This window comes from Streptococcus sp. ST16 (assembly GCF_046098135.1).
Taxonomy (GTDB): Bacteria; Bacillota; Bacilli; order Lactobacillales; family Streptococcaceae; genus Streptococcus.
The window spans coordinates 1-24,357 of record NZ_JBJUSE010000013.1 but is presented as its reverse complement, the minus strand read 5'-3'; the positions used below and the strand labels follow the sequence as shown (position 1 = coordinate 24,357).

General features: G+C 40.7%; 21 protein-coding genes and 2 pseudogenes. 22 read left to right on the top strand and 1 reads right to left on the bottom strand.

Going from position 1 to position 24,357, the window contains the following annotated elements:
* The first annotated feature begins 5 nt into the window (after positions 1-5).
* The 6 genes and pseudogenes from ACIY14_RS07990 to ACIY14_RS07965 all read left to right on the top strand — a co-directional run bounded on the left by ACIY14_RS07990 (position 6) and on the right by ACIY14_RS07965 (position 5,506).
* Positions 6-845, top strand: a complete 840-nt coding sequence (locus ACIY14_RS07990; protein ID WP_001183243.1) for a carbohydrate ABC transporter permease — start codon at positions 6-8, stop codon at positions 843-845.
* A 446-nt stretch (positions 846-1,291) separates the two neighbouring features.
* Positions 1,292-1,744, top strand: a complete 453-nt coding sequence (locus ACIY14_RS07985) for a YhcH/YjgK/YiaL family protein (protein WP_409002191.1) — start codon at positions 1,292-1,294, stop codon at positions 1,742-1,744.
* 20 nt (positions 1,745-1,764) lie between these two features.
* On the top strand, positions 1,765-2,409 hold the full coding sequence (locus ACIY14_RS07980) for a YesL family protein (protein ID WP_409002190.1): 645 nt from the start codon (positions 1,765-1,767) through the stop codon (positions 2,407-2,409).
* 170 nt (positions 2,410-2,579) lie between these two features.
* Positions 2,580-3,497: a dihydrodipicolinate synthase family protein gene (locus ACIY14_RS07975; RefSeq protein ID WP_001281481.1), complete on the top strand. Its 918-nt coding sequence runs from the start codon at positions 2,580-2,582 to the stop codon at positions 3,495-3,497.
* Positions 3,498-3,514: 17 nt separating this feature from the next.
* On the top strand, positions 3,515-4,399 hold the full coding sequence (locus tag ACIY14_RS07970) for an ROK family protein (RefSeq protein WP_409002189.1): 885 nt from the start codon (positions 3,515-3,517) through the stop codon (positions 4,397-4,399).
* A 306-nt stretch (positions 4,400-4,705) separates the two neighbouring features.
* Positions 4,706-5,506: pseudogene (locus ACIY14_RS07965) on the top strand (alpha/beta fold hydrolase).
* 231 nt (positions 5,507-5,737) lie between these two features.
* Here ACIY14_RS07965 and ACIY14_RS07960 read toward each other — a convergent pair.
* Entirely contained in the window at positions 5,738-6,589 is an 852-nt protein-coding gene (locus ACIY14_RS07960; protein ID WP_409002188.1) for a MurR/RpiR family transcriptional regulator, read from the bottom strand.
* 256 nt (positions 6,590-6,845) lie between these two features.
* On the opposite strand from ACIY14_RS07960, the gene pbp2b reads away from it, so the two are divergent.
* The 16 genes and pseudogenes from pbp2b to ACIY14_RS07880 all read left to right on the top strand — a co-directional run bounded on the left by pbp2b (position 6,846) and on the right by ACIY14_RS07880 (position 24,254).
* Positions 6,846-8,888 carry a penicillin-binding protein PBP2B gene (gene pbp2b, locus ACIY14_RS07955; protein ID WP_409002187.1) on the top strand — a complete coding sequence of 681 codons (2,043 nt, stop codon included), beginning with the start codon at positions 6,846-6,848 and terminating at the stop codon, positions 8,886-8,888.
* A 10-nt stretch (positions 8,889-8,898) separates the two neighbouring features.
* Positions 8,899-9,495, top strand: coding sequence for a recombination mediator RecR (gene recR / locus ACIY14_RS07950; protein ID WP_000966754.1), 597 nt, complete (start codon positions 8,899-8,901; stop codon positions 9,493-9,495).
* A gap of 175 nt (positions 9,496-9,670) precedes the next feature.
* On the top strand, positions 9,671-10,714 hold the full coding sequence (locus ACIY14_RS07945; protein ID WP_409002186.1) for a D-alanine--D-alanine ligase: 1,044 nt from the start codon (positions 9,671-9,673) through the stop codon (positions 10,712-10,714).
* Between the two features lie 83 nt (positions 10,715-10,797).
* Positions 10,798-12,171 (top strand): UDP-N-acetylmuramoyl-tripeptide--D-alanyl-D-alanine ligase, encoded by a 1,374-nt coding sequence (murF, locus tag ACIY14_RS07940; RefSeq protein WP_409002185.1) that lies wholly within the window; start codon positions 10,798-10,800, stop codon positions 12,169-12,171.
* Positions 12,158-12,767 (top strand): annotated as a pseudogene (locus tag ACIY14_RS07935) (NUDIX hydrolase). The gene murF and the pseudogene ACIY14_RS07935 overlap by 14 nt, the downstream one beginning before the upstream one ends.
* Before the next feature lie 204 nt (positions 12,768-12,971).
* Positions 12,972-13,676 carry a TIGR02206 family membrane protein gene (locus ACIY14_RS07930; RefSeq protein ID WP_409002184.1) on the top strand — a complete coding sequence of 235 codons (705 nt, stop codon included), beginning with the start codon at positions 12,972-12,974 and terminating at the stop codon, positions 13,674-13,676.
* A 233-nt stretch (positions 13,677-13,909) separates the two neighbouring features.
* Positions 13,910-15,280, top strand: coding sequence for a cell division protein FtsA (ftsA, locus tag ACIY14_RS07925; RefSeq protein ID WP_000196340.1), 1,371 nt, complete (start codon positions 13,910-13,912; stop codon positions 15,278-15,280).
* 16 nt (positions 15,281-15,296) lie between these two features.
* Positions 15,297-16,553 (top strand): cell division protein FtsZ, encoded by a 1,257-nt coding sequence (gene ftsZ / locus ACIY14_RS07920; RefSeq protein ID WP_409002183.1) that lies wholly within the window; start codon positions 15,297-15,299, stop codon positions 16,551-16,553.
* A gap of 3 nt (positions 16,554-16,556) precedes the next feature.
* Complete coding sequence (locus ACIY14_RS07915; RefSeq protein WP_001049621.1) at positions 16,557-17,228, top strand: YggS family pyridoxal phosphate-dependent enzyme; 672 nt, start codon at positions 16,557-16,559, stop codon at positions 17,226-17,228.
* Positions 17,229-17,237: 9 nt separating this feature from the next.
* Positions 17,238-17,768: a cell division protein SepF gene (locus tag ACIY14_RS07910; protein ID WP_000053369.1), complete on the top strand. Its 531-nt coding sequence runs from the start codon at positions 17,238-17,240 to the stop codon at positions 17,766-17,768.
* Positions 17,768-18,028 carry a YggT family protein gene (locus tag ACIY14_RS07905; protein WP_000576502.1) on the top strand — a complete coding sequence of 87 codons (261 nt, stop codon included), beginning with the start codon at positions 17,768-17,770 and terminating at the stop codon, positions 18,026-18,028. Before ACIY14_RS07910 ends, ACIY14_RS07905 begins: the two co-directional genes overlap by 1 nt.
* Complete coding sequence (locus ACIY14_RS07900; RefSeq protein WP_409002182.1) at positions 18,025-18,816, top strand: RNA-binding protein; 792 nt, start codon at positions 18,025-18,027, stop codon at positions 18,814-18,816. The genes ACIY14_RS07905 and ACIY14_RS07900 overlap by 4 nt, the downstream gene beginning before the upstream one ends.
* Positions 18,817-18,824: 8 nt before the next feature.
* Positions 18,825-19,619 carry a DivIVA domain-containing protein gene (locus ACIY14_RS07895; RefSeq protein ID WP_409002181.1) on the top strand — a complete coding sequence of 265 codons (795 nt, stop codon included), beginning with the start codon at positions 18,825-18,827 and terminating at the stop codon, positions 19,617-19,619.
* Between the two features lie 253 nt (positions 19,620-19,872).
* Complete coding sequence (gene ileS, locus ACIY14_RS07890) at positions 19,873-22,665, top strand: isoleucine--tRNA ligase (RefSeq protein WP_409002180.1); 2,793 nt, start codon at positions 19,873-19,875, stop codon at positions 22,663-22,665.
* A 327-nt stretch (positions 22,666-22,992) separates the two neighbouring features.
* On the top strand, positions 22,993-23,373 hold the full coding sequence (locus ACIY14_RS07885; protein WP_009730427.1) for a hypothetical protein: 381 nt from the start codon (positions 22,993-22,995) through the stop codon (positions 23,371-23,373).
* A gap of 188 nt (positions 23,374-23,561) precedes the next feature.
* Positions 23,562-24,254 carry a phosphoglycerate mutase gene (locus tag ACIY14_RS07880; protein ID WP_000240120.1) on the top strand — a complete coding sequence of 231 codons (693 nt, stop codon included), beginning with the start codon at positions 23,562-23,564 and terminating at the stop codon, positions 24,252-24,254.
* The last annotated feature ends 103 nt before the right edge of the window (positions 24,255-24,357 follow it).

The following is a 24,357-nucleotide window of genomic DNA, read 5'->3' as shown; positions in this document are numbered from 1 at the left end:
CAGTTATGCAACCTACACAAAAGAAACCCTTAACAGCTTTTACTGTTATTTCAACGATTATCTTGCTCTTGTTGACCGTACTGTTCATCTTTCCATTCTACTGGATCTTGACAGGGGCCTTCAAATCACAGCCTGATACCATTATGATTCCGCCACAGTGGTTCCCTAAAATGCCAACCATGGAGAACTTCCAACAACTCATGGTGCAAAACCCTGCTATGCAGTGGATGTGGAATTCTGTATTTATCTCACTGGTAACCATGTTCCTAGTCTGTGCAACCTCTTCTCTAGCAGGTTATGTCTTGGCTAAAAAACGTTTCTATGGTCAACGCATCCTCTTTGCAGTCTTTATCGCTGCCATGGCTCTTCCAAAACAAGTTGTCCTTGTACCATTGGTACGTATCGTCAACTTCATGGGAATTCACGATACACTTTGGGCAGTGATTTTGCCTTTAATCGGATGGCCATTTGGGGTATTCCTTATGAAACAGTTCAGCGAAAACATCCCAACTGAATTGCTTGAATCAGCTAAAATCGACGGTTGTGGTGAGATTCGTACATTCTGGAGCGTAGCCTTCCCTATCGTGAAACCAGGATTTGCAGCCCTTGCAATCTTTACCTTCATCAATACTTGGAACGACTACTTTATGCAGTTGGTTATGTTGACTTCACGTCAAAACTTGACTATCTCACTCGGGGTTGCGACCATGCAGGCCGAAATGGCAACCAACTATGGTTTGATCATGGCAGGTGCAGCTCTTGCAGCCGTGCCAATCGTAACGGTCTTCCTTGTCTTCCAAAAATCCTTCACTCAGGGTATTACTATGGGAGCGGTTAAAGGATAATGCTCTGCGAAAATCGAATTCAAACTACGTCTGCGCTACCATGCCATATTTAAGTATTGCCTGAGGTTAGCTTCCTAGTTTGTTCTTCGATTTTCATTGAGTATAAGAGAATACAGAGTTATAAGTGTCTACAAAATGGAGAGTATGCAGTTACTTCGTGAAGTTTTGTCAGACACTTATAAACTTAAGAATGAACTCTTTTCATGATACTAGTTAGAGTAGGTTCGTTTTATGGTGGCTATTTCCCGCTTTTAGTGGTATCTAAGATAAGCATCTTACGCTTATCTTAGACGGAATTTTTGAGACTGACGATGAAAGAGCAAAAGGCTCAAAAATTAGGAATGAAATACCGAAGGAATTTGCTTCCGTCCGCACTATTACAGGGAAATAGAGAAAGGAACATTCGGAACTGAAAAATAGTAATTATCAGAAACGAAGGAAACAGTATGATTTTTGACGATTTGAAAAACATCGCCTTTTACAAGGGAATCCATCCCAATCTAGACAAGGCTATCGACTATCTCTATCAGCACCGTAAGGATTCTTTCGAACTAGGTAAGTATGAGATTGACGAGGACAAGGTCTTTCTAGTTGTTCAGGAAAATGTCCTCAATCAAGCTGAAAATGATCAATTTGAGCATCATAAGAACTATGCAGATTTGCATTTGCTGGTAGAAGGACATGAATATTCGAGCTACGGTTCACGTATCAAAGACGAAGCGGTAGCATTCGATGAAGCGAGCGACATTGGCTTTGTCCATTGTCATGAACACTACCCACTATTGTTGGGCTATCATAATTTTGCGATTTTCTTCCCAGGAGAACCTCACCAGCCAAATGGCTATGCAGGTATGGAAGAGAAGGTTCGCAAATATCTCTTTAAAATTTTGATTGATTAAAAGAATCAGGAGGAGCAAACATGGCACAAAAAGGAGTAAGCTTTATCAAGGCAGCATTTGATACAGATAATTTTCTCATGCGTTTTAGTGAGAAGGTCTTGGATATCGTGACAGCCAATCTTCTTTTTGTCGTCTCTTGTTTGCCCATCGTGACGATTGGAGTGGCTAAAATCAGCCTTTATGAAACTATGTTTGAGGTTAAGAGAAGCAGGCGAGTACCTGTTTTCAGAACCTATTTGAGAGCTTTCAAGCAAAATCTGAAACTGGGTTTCCAGTTAGGTTTGCTAGAGTTGGGGATAGTTTTGCTAAGTCTATTAGACCTCTATCTTTTCTGGGGTCAGACAGCTTTACCTTTCCAGATTGTGAAAGCTATTTGTTTGGGGATTCTCATCTTCCTCACTCTCGTGATGCTGGCTAGTTATCCCATCGCTGCCCGCTATGATTTGTCTTGGAAAGAAGTGCTGCAAAAAGGGCTTATCTTGGCAAGTTTTAACTTTCCATGGTTTTTCCTCATGTTAGCCATTCTCTTTCTCATTGTGATGGTTCTTTATCTATCCGCATTCACTCTCCTTTTGGGTGGATCAGCTTTTATCCTCTTTGGTTTTGGTTTGCTGGTCTTTCTCCAAGCAGGTTTGATGGAGAAAATCTTCGCCAAATACCAGTAGGATGGCTTGTTTCTGAAACTACTTTCAATCGTTACAGTTTCTAAAATACAAGTAGAAACTAAAATCTAAGTGTATACAAGATATTGAAAGCGATTTTCACAAGGTGTATACTAAACTTGTAAAAATAGAACTGCTCTCAGCAGAAAAAAAGAAATCTTAGGAGAAAATCTATGTCAGATTTGAAAAAATACGAAGGTGTCATTCCAGCCTTCTACGCATGTTATGATGATCAAGGAGAAGTAAGTCCAGAGCGTACGCGTGCCTTGGTTCAATACTTTATTGATAAAGGTGTTCAAGGTCTCTATGTTAATGGTTCTTCTGGTGAATGTATTTACCAAAGCGTAGAGGACCGCAAGTTGATTTTGGAAGAAGTCATGGCAGTTGCTAAGGGAAAATTGACCATCATCGCTCACGTAGCTTGCAACAATACAAAGGATAGTATGGAACTTGCTCGTCATGCGGAAAGTTTGGGAGTAGATGCTATTGCAACAATCCCACCGATTTACTTCCGTTTGCCTGAGTACTCAGTTGCTAAATACTGGAATGATATTAGTGCTGCAGCACCAAACACAGATTATGTGATTTATAACATTCCTCAATTGGCAGGAGTTGCTTTGACTCCAAGTCTCTATACTGAAATGTTGAAGAATCCTCGTGTTATTGGTGTTAAGAACTCTTCTATGCCAGTTCAAGATATCCAAACCTTTGTGAGCCTTGGTGGAGAAGACCATATCGTCTTTAACGGTCCAGATGAACAGTTCCTAGGTGGACGTCTCATGGGTGCCAAAGCTGGTATTGGTGGTACTTATGGTGCTATGCCAGAACTCTTCTTGAAACTCAATGAGCTGATTGCGGAGAAAGACTTGGAAACAGCGCGTGAATTGCAATACGCTATCAATGCCATCATTGGCAAATTGACTGCTGCACATGGAAATATGTACGGTGTGATTAAAGAAGTCTTGAAAATCAATGAAGGCTTGAATATTGGTTCTGTTCGTTCACCATTGACACCAGTAACCGAAGAAGATCGCCCAGTTGTAGAAGCAGCTGCTCAATTGATTCGTGAAACCAAGGAGCGCTTCCTCTAATCCATAAGGAGGTATTTATGACACACTACGTTGCAATTGATATTGGTGGAACCAACATCAAATATGGTTTGATTGACCAAGAAGGCCAACTTGTTGAATCGCATGAAATGCCAACTGAGGCACATAAGGGTGGACCTCATATCTTACAAAAGACAAAAGATATCGTAGCTAGTTATTTAGAAAAGGGTCCAGTAGCAGGTGTTGCCATTTCTTCTGCGGGGATGGTGGATCCTGACAAGGGTGAAATCTTCTATGCGGGGCCTCAAATTCCTAACTACGCAGGAACCCAGTTCAAAAAGGAAATCGAGACTAGCTTTAATATTCCTTGTGAAATTGAAAATGATGTCAACTGTGCAGGTCTTGCTGAGGCAATATCTGGTTCAGGAAAGGGAGCGAGTGTGACACTTTGCTTGACCATTGGAACAGGTATCGGTGGCTGCTTGATTATGGATGGGAAAGTCTTCCATGGATTTAGCAATTCAGCCTGTGAAGTCGGTTATATGCATATGCAGGATGGGGCTTTCCAGGATTTGGCTTCTACGACAGCCTTGGTAGAGTATGTAGCAGCAGCTCATGGTGATTCAGTTGACCAGTGGAATGGCCGTCGTATCTTTAAGGAAGCCACAGAAGGAAACAAGGTCTGTATGGCTGGTATTGACCGTATGGTAGATTACCTTGGGAAAGGTCTGGCAAATATTTGCTACGTTGCCAATCCAGAAGTAGTCATTCTCGGTGGCGGTATCATGGGACAAGAGGCTATTCTCAAGCCTAAAATTCGAAAAGCTTTGAAAGATGCTTTGGTACCAAGTCTGGCTGAAAAAACACGATTAGAATTTGCCCATCACCAAAATACAGCAGGTATGTTGGGTGCCTATTATCATTTCAAAATAAAACAATCCTAGTTTGGAATTATAGAATTAAGAAGAACACTTAATCACTATTCGAGTGAAAAGTGTTTGGCTTAATTCTTTTTTTGATGATAGAAAAACTAAAAGTATCGGAAAGACAAAGAAGAATTACAAAAAAAGATAGGAGCAGAGTTCCTACCGTCGAAGAATATATGAGAGGAGATTCCCTTTAAGATAGCCTTAGAAGATGGCGCAAACTCTCTACTTTGTTTCCAAATACTAAACCCAAGCTAAGAAGAAAACGTGATATAATGAGATGGATGAGAAATTGATAAATTAGAATTTATCGGGGTATGAGTTATGAAATTTCATGAGTTTGGAGATAAAAATTTTCCGCATATATTATTGATACATGGTGGGGGTAATTCTTGGTGGAATTATCTTAGGCAAGCTCGTATGCTATCAGACGAGTACCATGTGATTTTACCAACTCTTGATGGACATGGAGAAGAATACCAAAGAGATTATATCTCAACTGAATATTCCGCACAGATAATAATGGATTATATAAAAGATAATTGTGGTGGGAAGTTATTTGCATTAGGTGGTGTTTCTCTAGGAGGACAAATTGCTTTCTGAGCTATATTATCATTAGATGATAATATAGCTCAGAAAGCAATAATAGATGGCAGTATTTGTATACCTCAGCCTAGATTGGCAAAAATTTGCATAATAATTGTAAAACTCTTTGGAAAACTTATGTTTAGCAAATCGGTAAGTAAAATGCAGCTTAATCTAATGAAAAAAATATACCCTAAAATGGCATATCCAAAAGAAATAGAAAACTATTATATGGAAGATATGCCAAGACTTCCAATGAAGACACTAGTGACAATGTATAGAACATATATGGCGAAATATAGATTGAAAGATTCTATTGCAAAGAGCAAAGCACAGGTTTTATATATCTATGGTGAAAAAGAGATGGACTGTGTCAAGCAATCAGCAAAATTGTTTCAAAAAATGCATCCAGATTGTACTCTTTATGGTTCTAAAGGTTACAATCATGGATATTTATCAACTTATTTACCTTTAGAGTGGATGGAATTGATTAGTCCATTTTTGAAAAATGGTGAACTGAAATCAGGTAAAGATATTTAAAAAATCTCAGTTTGTCGAAGTAAAACAAATAAAAAAAGATAAAGAGAAATTAAAAGCAAATAGCCTATACTTCGTTTTTGTTGTCAAAAATTCAAAAACGGAAAGGGGAATTTATGGAAAAACTGAAAACACAGATAAAGAAGGCATTAGTGCAAGGAGAAAGATTGGAAAGACTAGCTATGAGCCTATTATCATTTCAAGACAAAACAATCCTAGTTTGGTTCAACCAAACTAGGATTTTCTAACGCGTTTTTGTCTACGATAGCCATTGAGTTTTTTATTTTCCCAATAGCTATTAAAGATTTTCTCCTTGCTTTCACGATTGATTTCCAAAAAGTAGGCGTAAACCAAATCTATAAGGAAGAGCATAGGGAGTTGAGCGGAAATACGCTGGATGTAAGAAGATTGACTATGGCTGGCAACAAGAACGGTTTCTGTATAGGCCTGACTATTTTTGTTTGGAGCGCTGGTAAAGAGGATGGTCTTGGCCCCCATCTCTTTTGCGTCTAATAGACTGTCTAAAATAGAAGGAGTTGTACCAGAAAGTGAGAAACCGAGTACTAGACAATTTTCATCCATGATGCTGGTCGTCCATGCAAAGCCGTCCTGATCGGTTAAGGCTTCACAGACCACACCCAGACGCATGAAACGCAATTTCATTTCACGAGCGACAAGACCGGAACTGCCTGTTCCAAAGAAGTAGACACGCTCAGCATCTTCGATTAACTGGGCGACTCGTTCCAGTTGTTCTTCGTCAATCAAATCCTGCGTTTGTTCTCGCATAATACTGTAGCTTCGCAAAACACGTTTGGTCAAAGGACTATGTTTGTGGGAATGAGTATCCTGTTTACTAGCCTGATGCTGGTATTGAAAGACGAATTCTCGGTAACCTGTAAAACCACACTTTTTGGCAAAGCGGGTCAATGCTGCTTGGGAGATGTGTAATTTCTGGGTGACTTGCTGAGAAGAAAGATCATCTTGGATCGTTTCAGGTTGTAAAAAATAGCGAGCGATTTCTTGCTCGAGCTCGGTTAATTCTTCAAAATGGAGGTCGATTATGGTTGCGATGTCTGGCTTGTTCATGAGGCTCCTTTTTATGAGTCAAATTCTTAAAGGTTAACGCTTTCCTAACTATTACTATCATTATATCATAGAAGTTAGGATAACCAAATAAAAAGGCATTTTCAGTTGAAAGTCAAAAAATGCTTCGACTTTTCCAAGAGTTTCTCCGTAAAATATGGTACAATGAAATGTACTGAACATCACCTGTTTGCTCTATTATTTTATATGTAAATAAAGGTGAAAATTGGAAATTTTTCTAGAAAAGAGTCTTAGTTGTATGAGAAAATTCAATAGTCATTCGATTCCTATTCGGCTTAATTTACTGTTTGCCATTGTTATCCTGTTGTTTATGGCCATTATTGGTCGATTGTTATACATGCAGGTGCTCAATAAAGATTTCTATGAAACAAAATTGGCCTCAGCCAGCCAAACAAGGGTAACAACCAGTTCAGCTCGTGGACAAATTTATGATGCAGCAGGGAAACCCTTGGTAGAAAACACTGTCAAGCAAGTTGTGTCTTTCACACGAAACAATAAAATGACAGCAGCAGAATTGAAGGAGACAGCCAAGAAACTTCTCACATATGTGAATGTAACCTCCCCTAATTTGACAGACCGTCAGATTGCAGACTACTACTTGGCGGACCAGGACGTTTACAAAAAAACAGTCGAATCCTTGCCAAGCGATAAACGCCTGGATTCAGATGGGAACCGCTTATCTGAAGCGACTCTCTACAATAATGCGGTTGAAAGTATTGACGTGAGCCAACTAAATTATACAGATGACCAAAAAAAGGAAATCTATCTGTTTAGTCAGCTCAATGCTGTTGAAAATTTTGCGACGGGTACTATTTCTACAGATGCCTTAGATGATACCCAAGTTGCTCTCGTTGCATCAGCGTCCAAGGAATTACCAGGTATCAGTATTTCAACCTCATGGGATAGAAAAGTCCTAGACACTTCTTTGTCTTCAATTGTAGGTAGTGTATCAAGTGAAAAATCAGGTCTTCCAGCAGAGGAAGTCGATGCCTATCTTAAAAAAGGGTATTCTCTCAATGACCGAGTGGGAACTTCCTATCTTGAAAAGCAATATGAAGATGTTCTCCAAGGCAAACGCTCCGTCAAAGAAATCCACCTCGACAAACACGGAAATATGGAAAGTGTAGAAAATGTCGAAGAAGGAAGCAAAGGAAACAATATCAAGTTAACGGTTGACCTAGCTTTCCAGAATGGTGTGGATGATCTACTCAAGAGCTACTTCAACTCAGAGTTGGGTAACGGTGGAGCCAAATACTCTGAAGGAGTCTACGCTGTAGCCCTCAATCCTAAAACCGGTGCAGTTCTAGCTATGTCAGGTGTCAAGCATGATGTCGAATCCGGTGAATTAAGTTCAGATTCGCTTGGAACGATAACAAATGTCTTTGTACCGGGGTCTGTCGTTAAGGCGGCAACCCTTAGCTCTGGTTGGGAAAATGGGGTCTTGTCAGGAAACCAAACTTTGACAGATCAGCCGATTGTTTTCCAAGGTTCGGCTCCGATCAATTCATGGTATACCTTGTCCTATGGCTCCTTCCCTATCACAGCAGTTGAGGCTCTAGAGTACTCTTCTAATACCTACATGGTTCAGACTGCGCTAGGGATCATGGGGCAGTCCTACCAGCCAAATATGATAGTCGCAACTGATCAGTTAGAAACTGCAATGGGCAAGTTGCGATCAACCTTTGGGGAATATGGACTTGGAGCTTCAACAGAGATTGACCTCCCAGATGAATCTACAGGATTTACACCAAAAGAATTTGATTTGGCCAACTATATTAATAACGCCTTTGGCCAGTTTGATAACTACACACCTATGCAGTTAGCCCAGTATGTCGCAACCATTGCAAACAATGGCGTACGATTGGCTCCTCACATCGTTGAGGGAGTTTATGGAAACAATGAACAAGGTGGCTTAGGTAATCTAGTTCAAGAAACAGCCACTAAGGAACTGAACAAGATCAATATCTCAGAAGCGGATATGGCCCTCTTGCACCAAGGTTTCTATCAAGTTTCGCATGGAACGAGCGCTCTGACAACTGGTCGTGCCTTTTCAAATGGCGCAGCCGTTTCCATCAGCGGGAAAACGGGGACGGCCGAAAGTTATGTTAATGGCGGTCAAAAGGCCAATAATACCAACGCAGTTGCTTATGCTCCGTCCGATAATCCTCAAATCGCGGTCGCAGTCGTCTTTCCTCATAACACCAACCTAACAAATGGTGTCGGACCTTCAATTGCGCGTGATATCATCAATCTTTATAACCAACAACATCCAATGAATTAGAAAGGAACTTATGCTGTATCCAACACCTATTGCCAAGTTAATTGATAGCTATTCGAAGCTTCCAGGTATCGGAATCAAAACGGCTACTCGTCTCGCCTTCTATACCATTGGAATGTCTGATGACGATGTCAATGAATTTGCAAAAAATCTCCTATCTGCCAAGCGGGAATTGACCTATTGTTCCATCTGTGGTCGCTTGACAGATGATGATCCCTGCTCTATCTGCACAGATCCGACTCGAGACCAGACAACGATCTTGGTGCTAGAGGATAGTCGCGATGTGGCTGCTATGGAAAATATCCAAGAATACCACGGACTCTATCATGTCTTGCATGGCCTCATTTCTCCTATGAATGGCATCAGCCCAGACGATATCAATCTCAAGAGTCTCATGACCCGTCTCATGGATAGTGAGGTTTCAGAGGTGATCGTGGCAACCAATGCGACGGCTGATGGGGAAGCGACATCTATGTATCTCTCTCGTTTGCTCAAACCAGCTGGTATCAAAGTCACTCGTCTAGCACGAGGACTAGCCGTGGGAGCAGATATCGAATATGCGGATGAGGTCACACTCTTACGAGCCATTGAAAATCGGACAGAGTTGTAAGTGTAGACCAATTTACTAACTCCATTCATCTATACAAAAAATCAAGGAGGCCGACTTTGTTTTTATCGGTCTCTTTTTATGTTTTTTGAAGATCAGTATTAGCTTCAAGTTTTAAAAAAAAAGTAAATATGATATACTAAAGAACGAGTATTCTATTAGAATTAGGACAAGCAATATGAAACAAACGATTATTCTTTTATACGGCGGACGCAGTGCAGAACGTGAAGTGTCTGTATTGTCAGCTGAAAGTGTCATGCGTGCGGTCAACTACGACCGTTTCACAGTCAAGACTTTCTTTATCAGCCAGTCAGGTGACTTTATCAAAACGCAAGAATTTAGCCAGACTCCAGGTCAAGAGGATCGTCTCATGACCAATGCGACTATTGACTGGGACAAGAAAGTTGCACCAAGTGCCATCTACGAAGAAGGTGCAGTGGTTTTTCCAGTTCTTCATGGCCCAATGGGAGAGGATGGCTCTGTTCAAGGATTTCTTGAAGTTTTAAAAATGCCTTATGTAGGTTGCAATATCTTGTCATCTAGTCTTGCCATGGATAAAATTACGACCAAGCGTGTGTTAGAATCTGTCGGGATTGCCCAAGTTCCTTATGTGGCCATCGTCGAAGGTGATGATGTGATTGCTAAAATCGCTGAAGTTGAAGAAAAATTAACTTATCCAGTCTTCACAAAACCATCAAACATGGGGTCAAGTGTCGGTATTTCTAAGTCTGAAAACCAAGAAGAACTCCATCAAGCATTAGAGCTTGCCTTCCAATATGACAGTCGTGTCTTGGTAGAGCAAGGGGTGAATGCGCGTGAAATCGAGATTGGTCTCTTGGGCAACTACGATGTTAAGAGTACTTTGCCAGGTGAAGTGGTCAAGGATGTTGCCTTCTATGATTATGATGCCAAATATATTGATAACAAGATTACTATGGATATCCCGGCTAGAATCAGTGATGATGTGGTAGCTGTCATGCGTCAAAATGCAGAAACTGCCTTCCGTGCGATCGGTGGTCTCGGTCTGTCTCGTTGTGATTTCTTCTATACAGATAAGGGCGAGATTTTCCTAAATGAGCTTAATACCATGCCAGGTTTTACCCAGTGGTCTATGTACCCACTACTTTGGGACAATATGGGAATCAGCTACCCAGAGCTAATCGAGCGTTTGGTTGACCTTGCTAAGGAGAGCTTTAACAAGCACGAAGCGCATTTGCTATAAAATGAAAGAAGGGGTAGAAGTCAGAACTATCACTGCATGGTGACTAGAGTTCTCGGACTTCAACCCTTTTTAAAGGAGTAGAAATGAAATTAACAATCCATGAAGTCGCCCAAGCTGTTGGAGCTAAAAATGATGTTAGTCTTTTTGCGGATGCTCAGTTAGAAAAAGCTGAGTTTGACAGTCGTTTGATTGCTGCAGGGGACTTATTTGTGCCCCTCAAAGGTGCGCGTGATGGCCACGATTTTATCGAAACAGCTTTTGAAAATGGTGCAACAGTAACCCTGTCTGAGAAAGAGGTTGCAAATCATCCCTACATTCTAGTAGACGACGTTTTGACTGCCTTTCAAACCCTCGCAGCCTACTATCTTGAAAAAACGGCAGTTGATGTCTTTGCTGTTACGGGTTCAAATGGCAAGACAACGACCAAGGATATGTTGGCGCATTTACTGTCAACAACCTACAAGACCTACAAAACTCAAGGCAATTACAATAACGAGATTGGCCTTCCTTACACAGTTCTCCACATGCCTGAAGGGACAGAAAAGTTGGTCTTGGAGATGGGGCAGGATCACTTGGGAGATATCCATCTCTTGTCTGAATTGGCACACCCAAAGAAAGCCATTGTGACCTTGGTTGGAGAAGCTCATTTGGCCTTCTTTAAGGATCGCTCAGAGATTGCTAAAGGAAAAATGCAAATTGCAGATGGTATGGCACCTGGTTCCTTGCTCTTGGCACCAGCAGACCCTATCGTAGAGGACTATTTGCCAACTGATAAAAAGGTGGTTCGTTTTGGTCAAGGAGCAGAGCTGGAAATTACCGACTTGGTTGAGCGCAAAGATAGTCTGACCTTCAAGGCCAATTTCTTGGAGCAAACCCTTGATTTGCCAGTAACTGGCAAGTACAACGCTACCAATGCCATGATTGCATCCTATATTGCCCTGCAAGAAGGAGTTTCAGAGGAGCAAATTCGTCAGGCTTTCCAGAACCTAGAATTGACGCGTAACCGCACCGAGTGGAAGAAAGCAGCCAATGGATCAGATATTCTGTCTGACGTATACAATGCCAATCCCACTGCTATGAAGTTGATTTTGGAGACATTCTCTGCCATCCCAGCCAACGAAGGAGGCAAGAAAATAGCAGTTTTGGCGGATATGAAGGAATTAGGTAGCCAGTCTGTTCAACTTCATAACCAGATGATTTTGAGCCTCTCGCCAGATGTGTTGGATACAGTTATTTTCTACGGAGAAGACATTGCCGAATTGGCACAACTGGCTAGCCAAATGTTCCCAATCGGCCACGTTTATTACTTCAAAAAAACAGCCGACGAGGACCAATTTGAAGACCTAGTAAAGCAAGTCAAGGAAAGTCTCGGTGCCAATGACCAAATTTTGATCAAAGGCTCTAACTCTATGAATTTAGCTAAGTTGGTCGAAAGTTTAGAAAATGAATGCAAGTGATTTTGCCAAGTATCTTCAAAGAATGATTGCCATTACAGATACTGGATTAACCTTTACAAAAGATCCTTTTGACCGCGAGCGTTACGAGGACTTGCGAAGCCTGTTATCTGAAATGTTGAATCAGGTATCAGACCTCGATGCAGAAGAAGTGGCAGAAGTCTTGAAACCAACTTCCGCTTATGCAACTCCTCTGATGGACGTCCGTGCTTGGATTGTTGGGGATGAAAAAGTCTGTTTAGTTAGAGGAAAAGGAGAGGATAGTTGGGCTTTGCCAGGTGGTTTTGGTGAAGTCGGCTATTCTCCAACCGAAAATATTCTTAAGGAAATTGAAGAAGAAACCGTTTTACAGCAAAAGCTGAAAGGTTACTTGCAGTTTTTGACACCAATCGTTTCCAACTACAGAGCAAATAATATGCAAAGTTTGTCTTTGAATGTAAGCTTCTTGATGGACAATTTCAAGAGAATCAAGAAATTGCTGAGCTTCAATTTTTTGCCATTAACCAACTGACAGCCTTATCTGAAAAACGCATCACCAAGGAGCGAATGGAGATTCTTTGGCAGGTTTATAAAGGACAAGAGACCAATATGTCGATTAGTTTATGCTAGAGAAGTAGACAAATCAAAAAAGGGTGTCTGTAAAGTGCATTTCTGCAATACAAATGATATAATAGGTTGCGAAATGAACACCTTAAGATTCTAAGACATGCTCTTGAATCAAATCTGATAAAAATGAGAATAAAGAAAGCTAGGAGGGAGTGGATCCTCTATTTTCACTTAGCTAGATGAATGAGGAAGAGAATATGAATTTGTGGGATCAATTATTTACCACGCAGATATCAGAACCGCCCCAGTTTGAACTCCACTGGTATATTGGTTTGTTATGTATACTGGCCTTTACTTTCTACGCTTCTTATCGTTTTCGTGACAAAGTGGCTTACCAACGATTTATTCAGATTCTTCAATCTGTTCAACTGATTATTCTGTATAGCTGGTATTGGGGAAACCATCTGCCCCTGTCAGAAAGTTTACCCTTCTATCATTGCCGTGTAGCCATGTTTGTCTTGCTCCTGATCCCGGGAACCTCTAAGTACAAGCAATACTTTGCCCTTCTAGGAACCTTTGGGGCAACAGCGGCTCTGACTTATCCACTATTTGATCCTTATCCGTTTCCACACGTGACCATCCTGTCCTTCATTATCGGACATGTGGCACTTTTGGGAAATGCACTCTTATACTTGTTTAAAAACTATGAAGCTTCCCTGCTCAACTTCAAAAATGTAGCGGTGATTACCTTCACCTTGAACGCTTTGATATGGGTTGTTAATTTAGTTGTCAGTGGGGATTATGGTTTCTTAATGAGACCGCCACTTGTTGGAAATCACGGACAACTTTTGAATTACCTCATTGTTTCGAGCGTTATCGTGATAGCAATTTGCGTAACAGCAAAATTGCTAGAGATTTTTTTACAGCAAAAATCGGAAGAATTTATTCAAGAGAAGGTCTAAAAAGACCTTCTTTTTTTGATGGGTTATAAATATTATCGAATTGTTGACAAGAACATCAAAAACTTTTTCCAGAAGAAAAATTCTCTACTATTTTCTCAAAAAACATGCAGGAAATTTACGAAAAACTAAGCATGATTAGTTTTTTTGTGTTATAATATTCTTTGAATAGCTATGCCCAAACATAGTTATTAAATAGAAGTGAGAAACTTGGAAGATAGAGAGGATGCGATGTAATGACTAGAGATGGTTTTTTTACAGGCTTAGATATCGGAACTAGCTCCATTAAGGTGTTAGTTGCTGAGCATAGAGATGGCGAAGTAAATGTAATTGGTGTTAGTAATGCCAAAAGTAAAGGTGTAAAAGACGGAATTATTGTTGATATTGAAGCGGCTGCTTCAGCAATCAAATCCGCGATCACACAGGCAGAAGAGAAAGCAGGCATTTCTATCAAGTCTGTCAACGTTGGTCTTCCAGCAAATCTTCTGCAGGTCGAACCAACACAAGGAATGATTCCTGTAACATCAGATACAAAAGAAATCACAGATCAGGATGTTGAAGATGTTGTTAAATCAGCTTTGACAAAGAGCATGACTCCTGATCGTGAAGTGATTACCTTCATTCCTGAAGAGTTTATCGTGGATGGTTTCCAAGGAATCCGTGATCCTCGTGGTATGATGGGTGTCCGTTTGGAAATGCGTGGTCTGCTTTACACAGGTCCTCGTACGATTCTACACAATCTTCGCAAGACGGTCGAACGTGTAGGTATCCAGGTTGATAATGTGATTATTTCACCTTTGGCGATTGTAAACTCAGTTCTCAATGAAGGCGAACGTGAATTTGGTGCAACTGTCATTGACATGGGTGGAGGTCAGACTACTGTAGCGACTATCCGAAACCAAGAACTGCAATTCACCAACATCTACCAAGAAGGTGGAGATTACGTTACAAAAGACATTTCTAAAGTCTTGAAAACATCTCAAAAGATTGCAGAAAGTTTGAAACTGAACTATGGTGAAGCTTATGTTCCACTAGCAAGTAACGAAACTTTCCAAGTTGAAGTAATTGGTGAAGTAGAGCCTGTTGAAGTGACAGAGAGCTACTTAGCAGAAATTATCTCAGCACGCATCAAACATATCTTTGACCAAATCAAACAAGAGTTGGAAAGAAGACACTTGTTAGATTTGCCAGGAGGTATCGTCCTTATCGGTGGAAATGCAATTTTGCCGGGTGTTGTTGAATTAGCTCAAGAAGTATTTGGTGTTCGTGTAAAACTCTATGTACCAAATCAGGTTGGAATTCGCAACCCTGCATTTGCTCACGTAATTAGTTTATCTGAGTTTGCTGGTAAATTGACCGAAGTCAATCTTCTTGCTCAAAAAGCAGTTAAAGGAGATGAATTCCTTCGTCAAAAACCAATCAACTTTGGCATTCCAAATCAACGTTTGAATCCTGTGGCGCAACCAAGCCCAACACAGACAACTCCAGTTGAAACTGTACAGGAAGCTCCGGTTGCTCCCAAGGAAGAATTCCAAGCAAGTTCTCAAAGTAAACCGAAGCTAACAGAACGTTTCCGTGGTTTAATCGGAAGCATGTTTGATGAATAAAAGAGGATAAGAAATTATGACATTTTCATTTGATACAGCAGCAGCTCAAGGCGCAGTTATTAAGGTAATTGGTGTCGGTGGTGGTGGTGGTAACGCCATCAACCGCATGGTTGACGAAGGTGTTGCTGGTGTAGAATTTATCGCAGCCAACACTGATGTACAAGCCCTTAGCAGTACGAAAGCAGAAACCGTTATCCAACTTGGTCCAAAATTGACTCGTGGTTTGGGTGCTGGAGGACGTCCAGAAGTTGGACGCAAAGCTGCAGAAGAAAGCGAAGAAGCTTTGACGGAAGCAATCAGCGGTGCAGACATGGTCTTCATCACTGCTGGTATGGGTGGTGGATCTGGTACAGGTGCTGCCCCTGTTATTGCACGTATCGCTAAAGATCTTGGTGCTCTTACAGTTGGTGTCGTGACACGTCCTTTCGGATTTGAAGGAAGCAAACGTGGTCAGTACGCTGTAGAAGGAATCAATGAACTTCGCGAGCATGTTGATACTTTGTTGATTATCTCTAACAACAACTTGCTTGAAATTGTTGACAAGAAAACACCGCTTCTTGAAGCTCTTAGTGAAGCAGATAACGTTCTTCGCCAAGGTGTTCAAGGGATTACTGACTTGATCACGAACCCAGGATTGATTAACCTTGACTTTGCTGACGTGAAGACTGTAATGGCAAACAAAGGGAATGCCCTTATGGGTATCGGTATTGGTAGTGGTGAAGAGCGCGTTGTTGAAGCAGCTCGTAAAGCAATTTACTCTCCACTTCTTGAAACAACTATCGATGGCGCCGAAGATGTGATTGTCAACGTTACTGGTGGTCTTGATTTAGCTTTGATTGAAGCAGAAGAAGCTTCAGAAATCGTCAATCAAGCAGCTGGCAAAGGTGTAAACATCTGGCTTGGAACATCTATCGACGAAAGCATGAAGGATGAAATCCGTGTGACTGTTGTAGCGACAGGTGTTCGTCAAGAACGACTAGAAAAAGTAGTCGGGTCTGCTACCAACCAACCAGTTGGTCGACCATCAACTAAAACTCCACAAGCACACACATTTGACCGTCAATTCGACTTGGAAGAGACAGCAGAACTGCCTAAATCAAGTCCACGTCGCTTTGAAACCAACCAAGCATCTGCTTTTGGAGATTGGGACTTGCGCCGTGAGTCAATTGTTCGCCAAACAGATCCCGTTGTTTCACCAGTTGAACGCTTTGAAACACCAGTTTCACAAGATGAGGATGAATTGGATACACCTCCATTCTTCAAAAATCGTTAATCAATGAATTTGAAAAAAAATACTGAATTAGTTTTTCAGCAAATTGCTGATGCTAGTCAAAAAGCCAACCGTAATCTAGATGCTGTTTCAGTAATCGCAGTGACAAAATATGTAGATGTACAAACAGCGGAAGCCTTGCTTCCGCTTGGCATCCATCATATCGGTGAAAATCGAGTTGATAAATTTTTAGAAAAATATCAGGCCTTGAAAGATTACCCAGTCACTTGGCATTTAATAGGAACACTACAGAGACGGAAAGTAAAAGAAGTAATCCCATATGTGGATTACTTTCATGCTTTAGACTCCCTAAAGTTAGCACAGGAAATTCAAAAGAGAACAGATCATGTTATCAAGTGTTTCTTGCAGGTCAATATTTCTGGGGAAGAAAGCAAGCATGGGTTTTCAAAAGAAGAATTGCTAGAACTTTTGCCAGAATTGGCTAAGTTAGATCAGATTGAGTATGTTGGTTTAATGACCATGGCTCCTTTTGAGGCAGACAGTGATGAATTGAAAGAAATTTTCAAGGATACGCAGGCTCTGCAAGCAGAAATTAGAGAAAAACAAATCCCTAATATGCCGATGACAGAGCTAAGTATGGGAATGAGTCGTGATTTTAAAGAAGCGATTCAGTTCGGCTCAACCTTTGTTCGAATCGGTACAGCATTTTTTAAATAGGAGAGAGCTATGTCTTTAAAAGATAGATTCGATAAATTTATAGATTATTTTACAGAAGATGGGGAAGAAACGACTAACTACCAGACTCAACAAGAGGAAACAGTTAGCCCAGCTATCTCATCTTCTAAAGGATTACCAGCATCTGCTCAGCCGGAATCAGTAAAAGATGCGAATATTACTCGCCTCCATGCTCGTCAACAAGAGTTGGCAAAGCAAAACCATCACTCAGATGAGAAAGTGACGATTGATGTTCGTTATCCAAGAAAGTATGAGGATGCAACTGAGATTGTTGATTTGTTAACTGGAAATGAAAGCATCTTGATTGATTTCCAATACATGACAGAAGTACAAGCGCGCCGTTGCCTTGATTACTTGGACGGAGCCCGTCACGTCTTGGCTGGAAATATGAAAAAAGTTGCAAGCACGATGTATCTATTGACGCCTGTCAACGTTATTGTGAATATTGAGGATATCAAACTTCCAGACGAATCACAAGGTGCCGAGTTCGGCTTTGATATTAAACGAAATAGAGCAAGATAATGATTTTCTTAATCCGTTTAATTCAAAATGCAGTTAGCATTTACTCCATCATTCTCGTTGCATTTGCTCTTCTTTCATGGTTTCCAAATGCCTATGAAAGTCAACTAGGTCGCTTAGTCATCAGACTTGCTCGTCCAGTTATTGAGCCACTTCGTAAGCTCAATTTACAATTTGCTGGTCTTGATTTCACGGTTTGGGTCGCGCTGATTCTAATCCAGTTTCTTGGAAATATCTTAACACGACTAGTACTATTACTATGACAGTAAATCGATCCATTTATCAGCATTTTTTCCAAGATGATATTCCCTTTATTGATAAGGGATTAGAGTGGATAAGGCGGGTAGAAGATACATATGTACCGGTGCTTACTCCTTTTATCAATCCCCATCAAGAACAGATTTTAAGGGTGCTAGCTGGGACATATGGACTGGGTTGCCAAAGTAGTGGTGATTTTCTTCCGACGGAGTCGGTTCGTGTTCTTCTGTATCCAGATTACTTTGAACCGGAGATATCAGACTTTGAAATGACCTTGTTAGAAATTTGCTATCCGAGTAAGTTTGAACAACTGAGTCATGGAAAAATATTGGGAACAATCATCAACCAGCTAGGAATTGACCGTAAATTATTTGGTGATATCTTGGTAGATGAAAAGAGAGCACAGATTTTTGTCAATCGTGATTTTATTCCTCTTTTTCAGGATGGAATAAGAAAGATTGGCAGACTTCCTGTATCGCTGGAGGAACGTCCTTTTACCGATAGGATTATATCTAAAATTGACTTTAGAGAACGAGAAATTTTAGTTTCGAGTTTTCGATTGGATGCCCTCTTATCAAGTGCCTTGAAATTATCTAGAAATCAAACCAGTCAACTGATTGAGAAAAAATCTGTCCAAGTAAACTATCATCTGGTTGAAAAATCTGATTACCAGGTTGCCGTTGGGGATTTGATCAGTGTGAGAAAGTTTGGTCGTCTAAAAGTTGTCAAAGACAATGGGCAGACAAAAAAAGACAAGATAAAATTAAGCATTCAATTATTATTAAGTAAGTGAGGAAAAGTATGCCAATTACATCGTTAGAAATTAAAGATAAAACCTTTGGTACAAGATTTAGAGGTTTTGACCCAGAAGAAGTAGATGAATTTCTTGATATCGTTGTTCGTGACTATGAAGATTTGGTTCGTAGTAATCACGACAAAGAGACACACATCAAGAGTTTGGAAGAACGTTTGTCTTACTTTGATGAGATGAAAGATTCCTTGAGTCAGTCAGTTTTGATTGCTCAAGATACTGCGGAGCGCGTCAAACAGGCTGCTCAAGAACGTTCGAACAATATTATTCAACAAGCTGAACAAGACGCTCAGCGTTTGCTAGAAGAAGCAAAATACAAGGCAAATGAAATTCTCCGTCAGGCAACAGATAATGCTAAGAAAGTGGCTGTTGAGACAGAAGAGTTGAAGAACAAGAGTCGTGTATTCCATCAACGCCTCAAGTCTACGATTGAAAGTCAATTGGCTATTGTTGAGTCATCAGATTGGGAAGACATTCTTCGCCCAACAGCAACGTATCTTCAAACAAGCGATGAAGCCTTTAAAGAAGTGGTGGGTGAAGTTCTTGGTGAAACTATTCCTTCTCAACCAGAGGAAGAGCCAATTGATATGACTCGTCAATTCACACCAGAAGAGGTTGCTGAGTTGCAAGCTCGTATCGAGGCTGGAAATAAAGAATTGGCTGAGTTTGAAGCTCAACAAAATCAACAGACAGATGAAAGTGAACAACATAAAGAGTCAGTTGACGTAGAAACTACTGCAGCAACTGAGGAAGATGCAAATAAAGAGTCTGTTCTTATCCTATAAAAGTAAATGTGAGAACAAAATCTAACCAACTATATTTTCAGCGAGCGGGAGATGGTGTGAGCCCTGCAATCCCTAGTCGTTAGATTATCCTCTCAATGAATCCAGTCTGAAAACAGTAAGACTGGACGTTCCCCACGTTACGGGAAAAGAGGAAAAGAGACACTGTCTTTTTTCGAACAAAGGTGGTACCACGATTTTCGTCCTTTTTGGAAGTCGTGGTTTTTAATTTGTTAATATTTATAAAGGAGATACCATGAAACTCAAAGATACCCTTAACCTTGGGAAAACAGCTTTCCCAATGCGTGCAGGACTTCCTACCAAAGAGCCACTTTGGCAAAAGGAATGGGAAGATGCAAAACTTTACCAACGTCGTCAAGAATTGAACCAAGGAAAACCGCATTTCACCTTGCATGATGGACCTCCATATGCAAACGGAAATATCCACGTTGGACATGCCATGAACAAGATTTCCAAAGATATTATTGTTCGTTCTAAGTCTATGTCAGGATTTTACGCTCCTTATATTCCTGGTTGGGATACACATGGTTTGCCAATCGAGCAAGTCTTGGCAAAACAAGGCGTGAAACGTAAAGAAATAGACTTGGTTGAGTACTTGAAACTTTGCCGTGAGTATGCTCTTTCTCAAGTAGATAAACAACGAGAAGACTTTAAACGTTTGGGTGTTTCTGGTGACTGGGAAAATCCTTATGTGACCTTGACTCCAGACTATGAAGCAGCTCAAATCCGTGTCTTTGGTGAAATGGCTAAGAAAGGCTACATCTACCGTGGTGCCAAGCCGGTTTACTGGTCATGGTCATCTGAGTCAGCTCTTGCTGAAGCGGAAATTGAGTACCATGACTTGCTTTCAACTTCCCTTTACTATGCTAACCGCGTCAAAGACGGAAAAGGTGTTCTAGATACGGATACTTATATTGTCGTATGGACCACTACACCATTTACTATCACAGCATCTCGTGGTTTGACAGTTGGAGCAGATATTGATTATGTATTGGTACAACCAGCTGGTGAATCTCGTAAGTTTGTAGTTGCTTCAGAATTGTTGAATAGCTTGTCTGAGAAATTTGGTTGGGCTGATGTTCAGGTCTTGGCAACCTACCGTGGTCAAGAATTGAACCACATTGTGACAGTCCACCCATGGGATACGGCTGTAGATGAGTTGGTAATCCTTGGTGACCACGTTACGACTGACTCTGGTACTGGTATCGTCCATACAGCCCCTGGTTTTGGTGAAGATGACTACAATGTCGGTGTTGCTAACGGTCTTGAAGTTGCTGTAACAGTTAACGAACGCGGTATTATGATGGCCAATGCTGGCTCTGACTTTGAAGGTCAATTCTATGACAAAGTTGTACCAACTGTTATCGAAAAACTAGGTGATTTGCTCCTTGCTCAAGAAGAAATCTCCCACTCTTACCCATTTGACTGGCGTACGAAAAAACCAATCATCTGGCGTGCAGTACCACAATGGTTTGCCTCTGTATCTAAATTCCGCCAAGAAATCTTGGATGAAATTGAAAAAGTGAAGTTCCACTCAGAATGGGGTAAAGTTCGTCTTTACAATATGATTCGTGACCGTGGCGACTGGGTTATCTCTCGTCAACGTGCTTGGGGAGTTCCCCTTCCTATCTTCTATGCTGAAGACGGAACGCCAATCATGACAGCTGAAACGATTGAGTACGTGGCTCAACTCTTTGAGGAACACGGTTCTATCATCTGGTGGGAACGTGATGCTAAGGATCTCTTGCCAGAAGGATTCACCCATCCAGGTTCACCAAATGGCGAGTTCAAAAAAGAAACAGACATCATGGACGTATGGTTTGACTCAGGTTCGTCATGGAATGGAGTGGTTGTCAACCGTCCAGAACTCAAATATCCAGCAGATCTTTACCTTGAAGGTTCTGACCAGTACCGTGGTTGGTTCAACTCATCACTTATCACATCTGTTGCTAACCATGGCGTTGCTCCTTACAAACAAATCTTGTCACAAGGTTTTGCCCTTGATGGTAAAGGTGAGAAGATGTCTAAATCTCTTGGAAATACCATTGCTCCAAGTGATGTTGAAAAACAATTTGGTGCGGAAATCTTGCGTCTCTGGGTAACAAGTGTTGACTCAAGCAACGACGTGCGTATCTCTATGGATATCTTGAGCCAAGTCTCTGAAACTTACCGTAAGATCCGTAACACTCTTCGCTTCTTGATTGCTAACACATCTGACTTTAACCCAGCTCAAGACGCAGTGGCTTACGATGAGCTTCGTTCCGTTGATAAGTACATGACCATCCGCTTTAACCAGCTTGTCAAGACCATTCGTGATGCTTATGCTAACTTTGAATTTTTGACAATCTACAAGGCCTTGGTGAACTTTATCAACGTTGACTTGTCGGCCTTCTACCTTGATTTTGCCAAAGATGTTGTCTACATCGAAGGTGCTAAATCACTCGAACGCCGTCAAATGCAGACTGTTTTCTATGACATCCTTGTCAAAATCACGAAACTCTTGACACCTATCCTTCCTCACACTGCGGAAGAAATCTGGTCATATTTAGAGTTTGAAGCGGAAGACTTCGTTCAATTGTCAGAATTACCAGAAGCGGAAACTTTTGCCAACCAAGAAGAAATCTTGGATACATGGTCAGCCTTCATGGATTTCCGTGGACAAGCTCAAAAAGCCTTGGAAGAAGCACGTAATGCAAAAGTTATTGGTAAATCACTCGAAGCACATCTATCAGTTTATCCAAATGAAGTGGTGAAAACTCTGCTCGAAGCAGTGGATAGCAATGTAGCCCAACTTTTGATCGTGTCAGAATTGACCATCGCTGAAGATACAGCTCCAGAAGGTGCCGTTAGCTTCGAAGATGTAGCCTTTACAGTAAAACGTGCTGCAGGTGAAGTTTGTGACCGTTGCCGTCGTATCGACCCAACAACAGCAGAACGCAGCTACCATGCAGTCATCTGTGATCACTGTGCAAGCATCGTAGAAGAAAACTTTGCAGATGCAGTCGCAGAAGGATTTGAAGCGAAATAATCAGAATAGACTGAGAAAGGTCGCTAAAATCATAAAAAACGCATAATATCAAGAGTTCAAGTGCTCTGATATTATGCGTTTTATCATGGGAAAATTTACTAGTCCATTTCTTCAAATGAAGTTTTTCTTAGCCTGTCCGTGTAGATAATTAAGATAATCAACTATTCAGTTTTCTCATAATTTTATATTTCTACTAATTATAAAGAGACTATAGAACTTAAAATTATTTTTTGAAAATCAATATTTATTATAAAATTTTATAAGATTGTTTAATTTTTAGATAAATTATGATAGAATAATACCTATAAAAATTTTAAGGAGATTATTATGAAAACAAATACACTTGCTCGTGTTAACGCTATTTTTGGTCTTATTTCAGGAATTGTATTGCTTTTAGCGCCAGTCATCATGTTTATCATGGCTATTGGAGCTGCTGCGGCAACTGAAGACGCAGATGTAACGGTTGGGACATTGACAGGGCTCTCAATTATTTTGTCATTGGTTAAAATTGCTGTTTTAGTATTGGGAATTGTGGCTATTGTTTATTATAAAGATGATGAACGTGTTACGAATGCACCTTCTGTTTTGCTCATTGTAGGTGGTGCAGTCGGCTTGATTCCATTTTTAGGATGGGTAGGTGGAATTCTAACCATTATTGGTGGTTCACTTTACTTTGGAACATTGAAAAAATTTGTAATTGAAGAGTAGTAGTTTTCCAATTATTTGGACGGGACTATTTCATCCTCTATCGAGAACAATTATGATAGTGCGATAAAGAGAAGACTGATAAGCTCTTCTCTTTTTAGTTGATTTTAACTAGCTTTTTTGTGAAAAATTGTGTAAAATAGAATAGATAAACGAGGGAAACCTCGAAAAATAAAAGGAGAATCCATCTAATGGTAAAATTGGTTTTTGCTCGCCACGGTGAGTCTGAATGGAACAAAGCTAACCTTTTCACTGGTTGGGCTGATGTTGATTTGTCTGATAAAGGAACACAACAAGCGATTGACGCTGGTAAATTGATCAAGGAAGCTGGTATCGAATTTGACCAAGCTTACACTTCAGTGTTGAAACGTGCAATCAAAACAACAAACTTGGCTCTTGAAGCTGCTGACCAATTGTGGGTTCCAGTTGAAAAATCATGGCGCTTGAACGAACGTCACTACGGTGGTTTGACTGGTAAAAACAAAGCTGAAGCTGCGGAACAATTTGGTGATGAGCAAGTTCACATCTGGCGTCGTTCATACGATGTATTGCCTCCTGCAATGCCTCATGATGACGAATACTCAGCACATACTGACCGTCGTTACGCTTCACTTGACGACTCAGTCATTCCAGATGCTGAAAACTTGAAAGTGACTTTGGAACGTGCCCTTCCATTCTGGGAAGACAAAATCGCTCCAGCACTTAAAGATGGTAAAAACGTATTCGTAGGAGCTCACGGTAACTCAATCCGTGCCCTTGTAAAACACATCAAACACTTGTCAGATGACGAAATCATGGGAGTAGAAATCCCTAATTTCCCACCATTGGTATTCGAATTCGACGAAAAATTGAACGTTGTAAAAGAATACTACCTTGGGAAATAATCAATAAACAAAAAAGCCTAGAATTCTGAACTGCACCCCAAAAGTTAGACAGAAAAAATCTAACTTTTGGGGTGTTTTATTATGAAATTGAGTTATGAAGATA